At 64.2% G+C, this 11,722-nt stretch carries 14 protein-coding genes; 8 read left to right on the top strand and 6 right to left on the bottom strand.

All coding sequences use genetic code 11. From position 1 onward, the window contains the following. Nucleotides 1-117: 117 nt before the first annotated feature. A complete protein-coding gene (locus ACREYQ_RS22405; protein ID WP_432262350.1) occupies nucleotides 118-285 on the bottom strand; it encodes a hypothetical protein in 168 nt (55 codons plus the stop codon). Nucleotides 286-312: 27 nt separating this feature from the next. Between ACREYQ_RS22405 and ACREYQ_RS22400 the strand changes: the two genes are divergently transcribed. The 3 genes from ACREYQ_RS22400 (at nucleotide 313) to ACREYQ_RS22390 (ending at nucleotide 1,735) form a co-directional block, all read left to right on the top strand. Then, nucleotides 313-558 carry a hypothetical protein gene (locus tag ACREYQ_RS22400; RefSeq protein ID WP_432262349.1) on the top strand — a complete coding sequence of 82 codons (246 nt, stop codon included), beginning with the start codon at nucleotides 313-315 and terminating at the stop codon, nucleotides 556-558. Nucleotides 559-571: 13 nt separating this feature from the next. Then, nucleotides 572-988, top strand: coding sequence for a glycine zipper family protein (locus tag ACREYQ_RS22395; protein WP_432262348.1), 417 nt, complete (start codon nucleotides 572-574; stop codon nucleotides 986-988). Nucleotides 989-1,270: 282 nt separating this feature from the next. Further along, a complete protein-coding gene (locus ACREYQ_RS22390) occupies nucleotides 1,271-1,735 on the top strand; it encodes a YaiI/YqxD family protein (RefSeq protein ID WP_432262347.1) in 465 nt (154 codons plus the stop codon). Nucleotides 1,736-1,795: 60 nt separating this feature from the next. On the opposite strand, the gene ACREYQ_RS22385 is transcribed toward ACREYQ_RS22390, so the two are convergent. Next, the gene (locus ACREYQ_RS22385; RefSeq protein WP_432262625.1) at nucleotides 1,796-2,785 is read right to left on the bottom strand and encodes a Vgb family protein; all 990 of its coding nucleotides are present in this window, start codon (nucleotides 2,783-2,785) and stop codon (nucleotides 1,796-1,798) included. Nucleotides 2,786-3,016: 231 nt separating this feature from the next. On the opposite strand from ACREYQ_RS22385, the gene ACREYQ_RS22380 reads away from it, so the two are divergent. After that, the gene (locus ACREYQ_RS22380) at nucleotides 3,017-3,679 is read left to right on the top strand and encodes a dihydrofolate reductase family protein (RefSeq protein WP_432262346.1); all 663 of its coding nucleotides are present in this window, start codon (nucleotides 3,017-3,019) and stop codon (nucleotides 3,677-3,679) included. Nucleotides 3,680-3,874: 195 nt separating this feature from the next. Here ACREYQ_RS22380 and ACREYQ_RS22375 read toward each other — a convergent pair whose 3' ends face one another. Then, the gene (locus tag ACREYQ_RS22375; RefSeq protein WP_432262345.1) at nucleotides 3,875-4,741 is read right to left on the bottom strand and encodes a LysR family transcriptional regulator; all 867 of its coding nucleotides are present in this window, start codon (nucleotides 4,739-4,741) and stop codon (nucleotides 3,875-3,877) included. Nucleotides 4,742-4,928: 187 nt separating this feature from the next. Here ACREYQ_RS22375 and ACREYQ_RS22370 point away from each other — a divergent pair, with 187 nt between their 5' ends. Then, nucleotides 4,929-5,927, top strand: coding sequence for an NAD(P)H-quinone oxidoreductase (locus ACREYQ_RS22370; protein ID WP_432262624.1), 999 nt, complete (start codon nucleotides 4,929-4,931; stop codon nucleotides 5,925-5,927). A 31-nt stretch (nucleotides 5,928-5,958) separates the two neighbouring features. Here the strand turns inward: ACREYQ_RS22370 and ACREYQ_RS22365 are convergent, their stop codons facing one another. The 3 genes from ACREYQ_RS22365 to ACREYQ_RS22355 all read right to left on the bottom strand — a co-directional run bounded on the left by ACREYQ_RS22365 (nucleotide 5,959) and on the right by ACREYQ_RS22355 (nucleotide 8,646). After that, a complete protein-coding gene (locus ACREYQ_RS22365; RefSeq protein ID WP_432262344.1) occupies nucleotides 5,959-7,095 on the bottom strand; it encodes a zinc-binding dehydrogenase in 1,137 nt (378 codons plus the stop codon). Nucleotides 7,096-7,392: 297 nt separating this feature from the next. Continuing rightward, nucleotides 7,393-7,701 carry a hypothetical protein gene (locus ACREYQ_RS22360; protein ID WP_432262343.1) on the bottom strand — a complete coding sequence of 103 codons (309 nt, stop codon included), beginning with the start codon at nucleotides 7,699-7,701 and terminating at the stop codon, nucleotides 7,393-7,395. Nucleotides 7,702-7,935: 234 nt separating this feature from the next. Continuing rightward, nucleotides 7,936-8,646 (bottom strand): TetR/AcrR family transcriptional regulator, encoded by a 711-nt coding sequence (locus tag ACREYQ_RS22355; RefSeq protein ID WP_432262342.1) that lies wholly within the window; start codon nucleotides 8,644-8,646, stop codon nucleotides 7,936-7,938. Nucleotides 8,647-8,837: 191 nt separating this feature from the next. Here ACREYQ_RS22355 and ACREYQ_RS22350 point away from each other — a divergent pair, with 191 nt between their 5' ends. The 3 genes from ACREYQ_RS22350 to fahA are packed head-to-tail and all read left to right on the top strand — an operon-like array spanning nucleotide 8,838 to nucleotide 11,557. Continuing rightward, nucleotides 8,838-9,389, top strand: coding sequence for an MFS transporter (locus ACREYQ_RS22350; RefSeq protein WP_432262341.1), 552 nt, complete (start codon nucleotides 8,838-8,840; stop codon nucleotides 9,387-9,389). A gap of 43 nt (nucleotides 9,390-9,432) precedes the next feature. Then, entirely contained in the window at nucleotides 9,433-10,236 is an 804-nt protein-coding gene (locus ACREYQ_RS22345; protein ID WP_432262340.1) for a cyclase family protein, read from the top strand. A 7-nt stretch (nucleotides 10,237-10,243) separates the two neighbouring features. Continuing rightward, entirely contained in the window at nucleotides 10,244-11,557 is a 1,314-nt protein-coding gene (fahA, locus tag ACREYQ_RS22340; RefSeq protein WP_432262339.1) for a fumarylacetoacetase, read from the top strand. Nucleotides 11,558-11,722: the final 165 nt, after the last annotated feature.

Raw genomic sequence — 11,722 nt, 5'->3', positions numbered from 1 at the left:
GAGCCGTCACGCCCCAAAATTTCCGGGCCTCCATGGCCGGCGCCGGATGCGTCAATCTGGTATCAAGACGGGGAACACATCATGAACGGGCGCAGGCTTTGCAAGATCGCCCTGGCATTAGTAGCAGGGGCGGCCATGGCCATCGGCGGCCCGACGCTGGCCGGCGGTCGTGGCGGTGGTCATGGTGGCGGCGGTGGCATGCACGGCGGCGGCTTCCACGGCGGCGGCTTTCACGGCGGCGGCTTTCACGGTCACGATGGCTTCCACCATGACGGTTTTCACCATGATGGTTTTCACCATGGGCGCGCGCACGTGGCATTCCTGGTAGGCGGCGGCTGGCCGGGCTGGTGGGGATATCCATACTACGGCTGGCCATACCGCGATTCCTACGCCGGTTACTACGCGCCCGCGGCGCAATACATCGAGCAAGGCGATGGGTCGGTCGATGCCTCGGCGAACGCGTGGTGGTACCGCTGCGACCAGCCCAGCGGCTACTACCCGTATATCAAGAACTGCCCGGGTGGCTGGCAAACGGAGCCGGCCCAGCCATCACCGTAATGCAGAGGTACTGATGAAGCCGCGTTGCATTCCCCTCCTGATGTCGGCCGCGCTCGTTGTGGGCGCCTGTACTGCAATGCCGTCGGGCCCCAGTGTGATGGTGCTCCCGGGCAGTAACAAGACGTTCGACCAGTTTCTCGGTGACGACCGCAACTGCCGCCAGTTCGCGCTGGGCAGGGTTGGCGGCGTGAGCCCGCATCAAGCCTCCGACACGGCGGCGGTGAGCAGTTCGGCGGGCGGTGCCAGCACTTTGAGCGACTCAGAATACAGCGCGCAGTACCAATACGACGCTGCCTACATTCAGTGTATGTACGCCAGCGGACACCGGGTCCCGGCCTACGGCCAGATGCTTGTGGCGCCGCCCGCGACGCCGCCTGCCAACTACAAGCCCTACTCCCCGCCGCCGGCACCGCAAGGGTACGGCCCCTGAGGGTTCTGGCGACGGCCGTCGCCGTCGGCCAGCAGCTGACCTCGGCGAGGCTCTCGCGAGGGTCCGCTTCAGACTGGACGGACTGGTGGGAATATCGAACTGGCAATTTCGTCGCCTTCCGTGGAATGATCGCCACTCGATTGACTGTCAGGTCACCGAGGTCAACTGTGCCCGCAAGCGCCGTGCCTTTCTGTTCCAATAGCCCCTCCATCTTGTCGGCGTCCTCAATAAGTCGCGTGCAGGCAGTAATATGAGCGTTTCCCCCTAATTTGGAATACCGCGATGCAAGTACTGGTTGACGCAGACGCCTGCCCGGTTGTCATCAAGGAAATGTTGTATCGGGCCGCGCAGCGTGTCGAAGTGTGCGTCACACTGGTGGCGAACCAGTATTTGCGCACGCCGCCTTCCCGCTTTATCAAGGCACTGCAAGTGCCGGCGGGTTTCGACGCCGCCGATGAGCGCATCGTCGAGCTGGTCAGCAATGGTGACCTCGTGATTACGGCGGACATACCGCTTGCCGCCGCTGCCCTCGACAAGGGCGCCTGTGTGCTCGACCCACGAGGAAGCTGGTTTACCCGTGAGAATATCCAGGAGCGCCTGACCATGCGTGAGGTGATGGACCAGCTCCGCGGCTCAGGAGTCGATACCGGCGGTCCGGCACCGTACACCCAACAGGATAGCAAGGCATTCGCCGGCCAATTGGATCGGTTCCTGGCACGCCATGCGCCGCCAGGTGCGGTCGCCTGAAGCTTGGCCAAAGCATGGCATCAGTCCCCCAACGATTCGGGCTTCCAGGTGGCAGTGCGCTCAATTGCGGCTGGCATTGGCCGCGCCAGACCGGTAGCGCAGCAGATGGTCGGTGCCGGACTCGGACAGCCAGACTTCTCCCGGGCGGCCCATCATCTGGCGTACATTCGCGTGCAGGCGCGGTAGCGTGAGCACTTCGAATCGCTCGGTGCGCGGGTCGAAGCGCACCAGCGCGTTGGCGCTCCATTCGCTAAGCCAAACGATGTCCTGGTCGTCGACAAATATCGCATACGCATGCGGGTCGTGGCCGGGCAGGCGCCATTCGCGCCATTGATGCGTTGCCGGGTCGAACACACCGACTTTCCCGGCGGTCCACTCGCTGACCCAGATGCGCCCTTTCGAATCGGCCCATACGCGTCGCGCACCCTGACCTGGCGTCGGTGGCTCGATGACCTGCGCCGCGCCGCTGGCGGGATCGATACGGCCGAGATAGCTGCCGGCCAGCGACGCGAAGTACAGGCTGCCGTCCGGGCTCACGCAGATGCCGTAGGGGCCGGGCCCGCGCGGCGCATCGAAAACGCGCATGCTGGCGCGCGCCGGGTCGAGCTCGCCGTAGATGCCGCTTTGCCCCGTGAACCACAGGTGCCCTTGCTTGTCGAAGACCGCTGTATTCAGATTGGCGTTCGGCCGGTCCTTCGGTAGCGGGAAGCGTGTCACGGCAAGTGTCTTCGGGTCGACGCGCACGATCGCATTCTGGCCGCCGTCAGTGATCCACGCCGCCCCATCGGGACCGACGATCACGCCGTGCGGCGCCGACCCGGCGCCGAGCTGCACCCTGGCGGCCTTGCCGCTGCGCGGGTCCAATCTTCCGGCCGCGCCCTGTGCCTGCGCGGTGTACCACACGGTGCCGTCGGGCGCCGGCGCGACGTCGTGCGGCGCACTGCCTGCGGGAACGGCAAACGTCTCGAATAACGGAGACTGCGCCTGCGCCGAAGCCACTGCGAACCAGACGCTCACGAGGGCCGCCGATGCACGTAACAGCGCCCGCATGGACTCAGGAATCCTGCCCACCGCTGCCACAGTTCTTGATTTCCCGACTTCCAGCATGTCCGCCTCCATGGCCGAGGATGCGTCGCAAGGTGCGCCGACGGCCTCATTGTTGCACTGATCCTGGCCGGTGGGCCAGCCCTCTTGCCCCCAGGGGAGTCATACTGCCTAATAAGCATGTCCGGGCGCCGGCGTCCGTTGATTACCTGTCAGGCGTCTAAACGGAGGCAAACGATGACACGAGTTCGCGTTGCGGGCTTCACCATCTCGCTCGACGGATACGGAGCAGGTCCGAATCAGGACATCAACAATCCGCTCGGCGTTGGCGGGGCGGAACTGCACCAGTGGCTAGTCCCGACACGTACGTTCCAGCGGGCCTTGTTCGGCAAGGACGGCGGTACGACCGGGGTTGACGATGATTTCGCCGCCCGTGGCTTTCAGAATATTGGAGCCTGGATTCTTGGGAGGAACATGTTCGGACCCATTCGCGGGGACTGGCCGGACACAAACTGGAAAGGCTGGTGGGGAGATAATCCACCGTATCACGTTCCAGTCTTCATCTTGACCCATCATGCTCGCCCCCCCATCGAGATGGAAGGCGGCACGACGTTCCACTTCATAACAGGAGGCATCCGAGAAGCGCTCGACCGTGCGCGCGAGGCCGCTGCCGGAATGGACGTGCGGATCGGCGGCGGGCCGGGCACAATCCAGCAGTATCTTCGCGCTGGCCTCGTTGATGAACTGCACATTGCTATCGCGCCGGTCCTGCTCGGCCGGGGAGAATCGCTGTTCGAAGGGGTTGACTTGCGGGCTCTGGGATACGAATGCGTTGAATCCGTAGCGTCGGAAAAGGCCACGCATGTCGTCCTACGGCGCCAAGGGCACACGGACGCCTGACCACTCGCTGAAGGCCGACGTCCCTGACTTGCCGCGGCGCCGGCTCGCAGGCCTGGCCGCGCTAACGGACAACGCTCACGCCTTGGAACGCGATGGCATGGCTTGGCTCTGGACGCGCATCGCACGGCGCCCGTTTTCCACCAGTTCAGGAGGAAGACGCTATAACCGCCATCGCCAAGAGCGGCGCATCAGGAACTATCGGCCGAACGCAAAGACGATCTCGTCGATCGTCACGCGTATGCGCGCGGTGTGCCGCAGATCCTGATGCGTGACCAGCCATATCTCATATGACGCGTCGTTCGAGCGGTCTGGCCAGATCCGCACGAGCCCGTCGCGTTCGCCCATCGGCACGGGTATCTCGCTGATCCCGAGTCCGGCCTTGAGCGCCGCGCGCAGCGTCAGATTCGTGTTTAGCCGTGCGACGATGCGACCGTCCGTCAGCGGTTCGCCGACGAACGACGGCGCGCGCGCCTTGGCGAAATACGGCTGGTAGACGACGAGATCGTGTCCTGCGAATCGCTCCCCCGGCACCGGTTCGCCATGGTGCCGCATATAGTCTGGCGACGCGAACAGCCCCACCTCCCAACGCGCAAGGCGGCGCGCGAGCAGATCCGGATTTCGCGGCTTGACGGTCCGGATCGCGATGTCTGCTTCACGCTTCGCGAGATTGAGCACATGGGTGGTCGTGTCGAGCACCACCGATACGTCCGGGTGCTTTGCATGCAGGCGCTCGATCGCCGGCACCACGTATTCCTGCGCAAGCGCGTCAGTCGTCGAGAGCTTCACCTCGCCGGCAAGGCGCTTGTCCATGCCTTGCGTGTGGCGCACCAGATCGTGCGCCGACTGCTCCATCGCCTCGGCCGCGCGGATCGCGATCCTGCCGACTGGCGTGAGTTCATAGCCATTCGATGTGCGCAAGAACAGCGTCGCGCCGAGCGCGTGCTCGAGCACGGCAAGCCTGCGGCCTACCGTCGCCTGGTCGATGTCGAGCGCGCGTGCGGCGGCCCGCAAGGTCCTTTCCCGATAGAGTGCAACGAAGACGCGTGCGTCGTCCCAGTTCATGTCGCCTCCCGCATGATGCAAATTTGCATCATAGGGTCGGAGAATCGCTGCGTGTCAAGTACCTGCGGCGCCCCTACACTTCCTTCAACCGATGCGGCGATTTGGCAAATGCCTCGAATCCGCAGTGCATCCGGCATGTTGAAAGGATGAAGTCGTGACACATACAACGCATACCATTCCCGCGGCGATGACCGCAATCGGCATCACGCGGCCGGGCGGCCCCGATGTCCTTGCGCCCGTGCAGCGGCCTGTTCCCGCGCCGGCTGCCGACGAAGTCCTGATCCGCATCCACGCGGCCGGCGTAAATGGTCCCGATGTCATGCAGCGCAAGGGGTTGTACGATCCGCCGCCGGGCGCGTCGGACATCCCCGGGCTCGAAGTCGCGGGCGAGATCGTGTCCGTCGGCCGTGACGTGACCCGGTTCGCGGTCGGCGATCGTGTCTGCGCGCTGGTCCCGGGTGGCGGCTATGCGGAGTACGCAGTCGCGCATGAGAGCAACACACTTGCGATCCCGGAAGGTCTCTCAATGGTCGAGGCGGCTGCGATGCCTGAGACCTTTCTGACGGTATGGCTGAACCTGTTCCAGCGCGGCAATTTCGTGGCAGGCGAAAGCGTGCTGATCCACGGCGGCGCATCCGGGATTGGCACCACGGCGACGATGCTCGCAAAGGCGTTCGGCGCATCGAAGATCATCACGACGGTCGGCTCCGACGCGCAGCGTGACGCGAGCATTGCGCTTGGCGCAGATGTCGCAGTGGATTACCGCAACGAGGATTTCGTCGAGGCGGTCATGCGCGCGACGGGCGGGCGTGGCGTCGATGTGGTCGTCGACATCATTGCCGGCGATTACGTCGCGCGAAATTACGCCGCGGCTGCGATGAATGGCCGCATCGTCCAGATCGGCGTGATCAAGGGACCGGCGCAGTCACTCGACCTGGTCCCAATGCTGGCGAAGCGCCTCACGCACATTGGCTCGACGCTGCGCTCGCGCACACACGAGGAAAAGGCGGCGTTGATCGAGGATCTCGAGCGATCAGTGTTTCCGCACATGCGGCGCGGTGCGGTGAAGCCCTTGATGTATCGGACCTTCGATCTCGACGATGCGCGCGGCGCGCATGCGCTAATGGATTCGGGCACCCATATCGGCAAGATCGTGCTGACGACCCGGGCGGCATGCACAGCCTGATACGCAGCCCCCGGCACGCCCCCGGGGTGATTTATCCGGCCAGGCCCTTGTTCGGGTTGATCAGGTACTTCTCCCCAGTCGCGCGCTTGTTGTAGACGGCGATCACGTCCAGGTCCAGCACCTCGGCCAGCGAGATCTCTTTCGAGTAGTGGCTGGCAAAGGTGGTCTTCAGCTCCGCCACCACGCGTTGCTTCAGCGCGTTGGCCCGCTCGCGCCCGATCTTCTGCAGGAACGAAAACAGCAGCCAGCCGCCCATGCCCCACGCCATGCCGAAGTTGCGGTTGAACTCGGTCGGGCTTGTATCCAGGCCGCCGTAGAGGTAGACCTGCTTGTGGGTGGCCGAGCCATAGCGACTGTATTCGCGGGCCGTCCTGTTCAACGCCGCTTCCATGCAGGTGAGGATCTGGCCGCCAAGCTTGCCGCCGCCCGTGGCGTCGAACGCGATCGTTGCGCCAGTGGCGACGAGTGCCTCGGTGAGGTCCTGCATGAACGTGGGCGACGCGGTGTTGCAGACGTGGACCGCGCCTTGTGCCTTGAGCAGGTCCGCCTGCTCTTGCTTGCGCACGATGTTCACCAGCTTGACGCCATCCTTGAGACAGATTTGATTGAGCATCTGGCCCAGGTTGGAGGCCGCGGCGGTGTGCACCAGGGCGCTATGTCCTTCGCGCCGCATGGTCTCGACCATGCCCAGCGCGGTGAGCGGGTTGACGAATGACGACGCGCCGTCAGCAGGCGTGGCGCCTTCGGGCAGGACCAGGCACTGGTCCGCGGGAATGCAGCGGTACTGCGAGTACATCGCGCCGCCGATGGCAGCCACGGTCTTGCCCATCAAGGCTTGCGCCGCAGGGGACGAGCCTGCCTCGACGACCACGCCCGCGCCCTCATTGCCAACCGGCATGGACGCATCCAGGCGGCCCGCCATGCTGCGCATCGCGCCTTCCGGAACGCGCGCGGTGACGATGGGGCGCCCGGCCGTGCCGCTGGCCCTGGCCGTGCTCATGTCGGCCGCACCGAACAGCAGGCCGAGATCGGACGGGTTGAGGGGAGAGGCTTCAATGCGGATGAGCACTTCATCCGGGCCAGGGTGCGGTGTGTCGATGCTGTCTAGCGACAGCTCGAGTTCACCGCTGCTCTTGATTTGCGAACGAAGTTGAAGTCCTGTGTGCATTCGATGTCTCCGAGGCCTGTCGGTTTGCGGTGAGCGGGGCAGCAGCGTGGGGCCGTTTGCGCCGGCAGTCAGCAATGTAGCAAGTTCCTGCGAATCCCGTACCGGGCCGGAAATTCAGGTCATGCGTCGGCCGACAGGCCATCATGCATCGCACTGATAGCGGTGGATATGTCAATCACCTGGCGGTCTCGCCAGGCCTGGAGATAGACGGGAATCGCTGGCTGGTGGGGATGGTCAAGCAAAGCGCCAACGAAAAAACGCCCTGCTGCCAGCAGCAGCGTCTCACATTCGTCAGAGTCAAGATGCCGCCGACTGCAAAAGTTCCTCGACGCCCGGCTGCTCTTTCGTCCGGCTTTGGCTAGTCTTGTTGACGTAGTGCTCCGTAGCGCATTCGCTTGGCAAAACGCCTTGGTTGCGAAGGTGGGCCGCGACCATCTCGCACCATTTGAGCAACTGGTGCTTGTCAAGATCCGCGACCACGTCTTCACCGAAAAGATTCGAAAGCTCAAGCGCGACGCCTGAAAATGCGGCGCCGTCATCTCGAATGGTCAATACCCCGTCGCCATCTTGGTCGCACATCTCAATCCTTGTGGCAGTCATATCCATTACCTCCTGAAGCTTCGTAACCGTCACTTGACTCGTAACCATCATCTCAGGCGTTCCCTGCCTTGTCGGTCGCTTGGCCAGATCGCAACGAGGTACAGGATGATCAGCTTGAACGTCAGGACAGGAGCCATTTGCAGCGCCCGACCCAATAACGGCGACAGAAGGCTACGTTAGTTCGAGGTCCGAAGGGACCCCCACCTGTACTCTAGGCGAATTGCGTCATAAGGATGACTCTCAGGAACCCCTCGATGACGTCCGGTCGGCCCCGGCGCGAATGCCCGCTGCGATGAAGGTCACCAGGTACTCGGACTTGCGTCGCGTGTCGCCGGCCTTGACCTTGCCGCCGGAGACGCGCTCGATGCGGCTGTCGAACACGCTCATTACCAGCGCCCCCACCGCAAACAGATAGGCCCAGTGCGCATAGCTGGCTCCGTTGCCTGGCAGGGTCTTTCGGATCGCCTTGACAAATTCAAGGGCAAAGGGGTCGAAGTAGTCCGCAACGATGCCTCGCTCAGCTTCTCTTGGATCCGATGCCTCGCGTGCGACGAGCTTGGCGTAGGCAATGCCGGCCTCCGTGTCCTGGATCCGCATGACTGGCTGCACGAACGCACGCACGATGTGCTCCACCGGATCCTCGCCGGCGATCAGGGGTTCGTGTAGCGCCGCCAGCCGGGCCTCGAACAGCGTCTTGCGCCGTTCAAAGAGCGCGCGGTACAGATTTCGTTTGGTCTCGAAGTGATAAACGATCAGCGGCAAGCCAACGTCCGCGGCCGCCGCGATATCACGCATCGACACACCGTCAAAGCCGCCCTCGGCAAAGAGCCGCTCCGCTGCCTCGAGCACGCGTTCGCGCTTGCTCGCTTCCGGGATCGGCAGCCCCTGCGCGTCTTCCCGCGCCCTGCCCCGCGCCCCGACCGCCGACTTCCGCGCTGCCCTGCCTTCCATGCTGCCTCCATATAGTCGCGTCATTGTAGCGAACCTCACTTTGCCACATTCGCATCCGCGTTTACCCCAGTGCAACGTTTGACTGTACGAGCGTACAGTCCGCCCCGTACCATACTGAACGATCGTACAGTCAGTGTAAAACGGGTGCGTCACCTGCTTCGGCCAGGGGGCGCCAAATCAGGAGACCCATCATGCCCCCCAATCCTGCCTCGCTGAAGTGGCGCGTGCTTATCGGCTGCTTCCTGAGCTATATGTTCGACGCGGTGGACATCATCATCCTTGCCCTCGCCATGCCGGCCATTACCACGTCCCTTCACATCACACAGGCGCAGGCCGGCTTGCTGGTCACGGCCACGCTGCTCGGCATCGGGCTGAGCAGCGTGGTGATGGGGAGGCTGGCGGATACCATGGGCCGCCGCACGGCGCTGCTACTGTCGCTGGTGACTTTCGGCGCGCTCACGATGGCTGTTTCCGGCGCCACCGACTGGCGCCAGATCCTCTTCCTGCGCTTCCTCTCAGGCCTCGGCCTGGGCGGGGTCCGTGGCGTCTCCGCCTTTGCTCCGCTGGCGCTGGGTTGGGCAGCGACTGCGTTCGGCTTTGCCCCTGGTATCGCGCTGTGCGGCGGCTTGTTCCTGCTATCCGCGATCGTGGTTGCCCTGCTGCCACGTGAAATTGCCGAGCAGGACACCGGCGCCCACGCGCGCAAGGTGCCGGGCGCCGAACCGTCCCTCGATGCCCGTTGAGCTCGCCCCCCATTTCACGTATCTGCGCAAAGGACTTGTCACCATGACACGCCGCTTCGTCGATCTCTCGATCTACCTGGAAAACGATGTCGTTTCCGACCCTCCCGGCTATGGCCCCCAGATCGAGTACCTGTCGCATCGTTCCACCGCCGAGCAGGTCACGGCATTCTTCCCGGGATTGAAGCCATCCGACCTGCCAGATAGTGAGGGCTGGGCGATCGAGCGCGTCCAGCTCAGTACGCACAATGGCACCCACCTAGATGCTCCCTATCACTTCCACAGCTCCATGAATGAGACCTTGGGGCAGCGCGAGCGCGCCATCACCATTGACGAGGTACCACTGGAGTGGTGCTTCCAGCCGGGCGTGAAGCTAGACTTCACCGGTCTGGACGACGGCTATGTGGTCACCGCCGACGACGTCGAGGCGGAACTCGCCCGTATCGGGCACGCGCTCAAGCCGCTGGAGATCGTGGTGGTCAACACGCGAGCGGGCAAGCGCTACGGCCAGCCTGACTACGTCGCCTCCGGCTGCGGCATGGGACTCGACGCCACCATGTACTTGCTTGAGCGTGGCGTACGCCTGACCGGCACCGACGCATGGAGCTGGGATGCGCCGTTCGTGCATACGGCAAAGAGGTATGCGCAGACGCACGACGCCTCCTTGATCTGGGAAGGCCACAAGGCGGGCCGCAACATTGGCTATTGCCACCTGGAGAAGCTGCACAACCTCGAGGCCCTGCCGCCGGATGGCTTCTACATCTCCTGCTTCCCGCACAAGATCCGAGGTGCCTCCGCTGGCTGGACGCGCGCTGTGGCCATCTTCGACGACGCGCTCAACGCCGCGTGACAACGCCATGGAACTGAACCACACGCATGATGTCGCTCGCCGCAGTTGGCTGACACAGGCCAATGCGCCCGGCTCCGACTTCCCGTTGCAGAACCTCCCGCTCTGCATATTCCGTCGGCAAGGCAGCGCCGAGGCCTGGCGTGGCGGCGTAGCGATCGGCGACCAGATCGTCGACCTGGCCGCGTTGCATGGCAGGGCCTGCCTGCAAGACCTGGCCGCCGAGGCCCTGCAGGCTGCCGTGGCGCCGACGCTGAATGCGCTGCTGGAACTGGGTCCGAGCGCCTGGCGGGCATTGCGCCACGGAATCTTTGCGCTGCTGGAGGCTGGCAGTGCGCATGAGAGGCGAGTACGGGAAACGCTGGTGCCGCAGGCGGCGGCCGAGTTTGCGGTACCGGTACGCATCGGCGACTACACGGATTTCTATACTTCGCTCGATCACGCCGTGAATTGCTGTCGCCAGTTCGGGCTGGAGGTGAACCCCAACTTTGACTGGCTGCCGATCGCGTATCACGGCCGGGTGTCTTCCATCGGCGTCAGTGGCCAGCAGGTCTACCGGCCGATGGGGCAGTACCGCGCCGATCCGGGCAGCGCACCTGTGTATGGATCTTGCCAGCGTCTGGACTACGAACTGGAAGTGGGCGCGGTGATTGGCATCGGCAATGCACGTGGTACGTCCATCCCTCTGGCAAAGGCGCAGCAGCACATCTTCGGCCTGTGCCTGCTCAACGATTGGTCCGCGCGCGACATTCAGGCCTGGGAGATGCAACCGTTAGGACCTTTCCTGGCCAAGAACTTCGCCACCACATTGTCGCCCTGGATCGTCACGCTGGAAGCCCTGCTGCCTTACCGCACGGGCTGGACGCGCGCCCCAGGGCGCCCGCAACCGCTCGACTACCTTCGCTCGGCGGACAATGCCGCGGCCGGCGCCTTCGACATCCAACTGGAGGTCTCGATACTCAGCGCGCGCCAGCTAACACAGGGCCGGCAACCGCGCACGCTGACCCATACCAGCTTCCGACATCAGTACTGGACGCTGAGCCAGATGATTGCCCACCACACCATGGGCGGTTGCAACCTACAGTGCGGCGACCTGCTGGGCAGCGGCACGATCTCGGGCCCTGCCCCCGGCGAGGCGGGTGCGCTGATCGAACTCACAGTATCCGGGACGCAACCGGTAGATATCGGCGACGGCGAACAACGCGGCTTCCTTGAGGATGGCGATACCGTCGTGTTCCGTGGCTGGTGCGAGCGCGATGACTATGCGCGGATCGGCTTCGGCGTCAACTATGGGACCGTGCTGCCGGCCCCTGCGTCCGCCTGACGGTCTCCAACCCACTAGTGCCCCGCCGCGCGCGCCGCTCCCCGCCGATGATGGGCTGCGATGCCGTGGTGAGTGGGGCCTCGCGCTCAGCTGCCTCCGGCGAATACGGGCACTCGCAATGCCGTAGAAAAGGACGACCGCCCCCGTCAGTGAGGCTGCTCATGC

Source organism: Cupriavidus sp. TMH.W2, from assembly GCF_050847365.1.
GTDB lineage: Bacteria > Pseudomonadota > Gammaproteobacteria > Burkholderiales > Burkholderiaceae > Cupriavidus.
This window is presented reverse-complemented; position numbering and strand designations above follow the sequence as displayed.

Bases quoted from the DNA above. Each gene is read 5' to 3' on its own strand.
- ACREYQ_RS22405 (WP_432262350.1), bottom strand. From the start codon at position 285: ATGGTGAAAACCGTCATGGTGGAAGCCATCGTGACCGTGAAAGCCGCC.
- ACREYQ_RS22395 (WP_432262348.1), top strand. From the start codon at position 572: ATGAAGCCGCGTTGCATTCCCCTCCTGATGTCGGCCGCGCTCGTTGTG.
- ACREYQ_RS22390 (WP_432262347.1), top strand. From the start codon at position 1,271: ATGCAAGTACTGGTTGACGCAGACGCCTGCCCGGTTGTCATCAAGGAA.
- ACREYQ_RS22385 (WP_432262625.1), bottom strand. From the start codon at position 2,785: ATGCGGGCGCTGTTACGTGCATCGGCGGCCCTCGTGAGCGTCTGGTTC.
- ACREYQ_RS22380 (WP_432262346.1), top strand. From the start codon at position 3,017: ATGACACGAGTTCGCGTTGCGGGCTTCACCATCTCGCTCGACGGATAC.
- ACREYQ_RS22375 (WP_432262345.1), bottom strand. From the start codon at position 4,741: ATGAACTGGGACGACGCACGCGTCTTCGTTGCACTCTATCGGGAAAGG.
- ACREYQ_RS22370 (WP_432262624.1), top strand. From the start codon at position 4,929: ATGACCGCAATCGGCATCACGCGGCCGGGCGGCCCCGATGTCCTTGCG.
- ACREYQ_RS22365 (WP_432262344.1), bottom strand. From the start codon at position 7,095: ATGCACACAGGACTTCAACTTCGTTCGCAAATCAAGAGCAGCGGTGAA.
- ACREYQ_RS22360 (WP_432262343.1), bottom strand. From the start codon at position 7,701: ATGGATATGACTGCCACAAGGATTGAGATGTGCGACCAAGATGGCGAC.
- ACREYQ_RS22355 (WP_432262342.1), bottom strand. From the start codon at position 8,646: ATGGAAGGCAGGGCAGCGCGGAAGTCGGCGGTCGGGGCGCGGGGCAGG.
- ACREYQ_RS22350 (WP_432262341.1), top strand. From the start codon at position 8,838: ATGCCCCCCAATCCTGCCTCGCTGAAGTGGCGCGTGCTTATCGGCTGC.
- ACREYQ_RS22345 (WP_432262340.1), top strand. From the start codon at position 9,433: ATGACACGCCGCTTCGTCGATCTCTCGATCTACCTGGAAAACGATGTC.
- fahA (WP_432262339.1), top strand. From the start codon at position 10,244: ATGGAACTGAACCACACGCATGATGTCGCTCGCCGCAGTTGGCTGACA.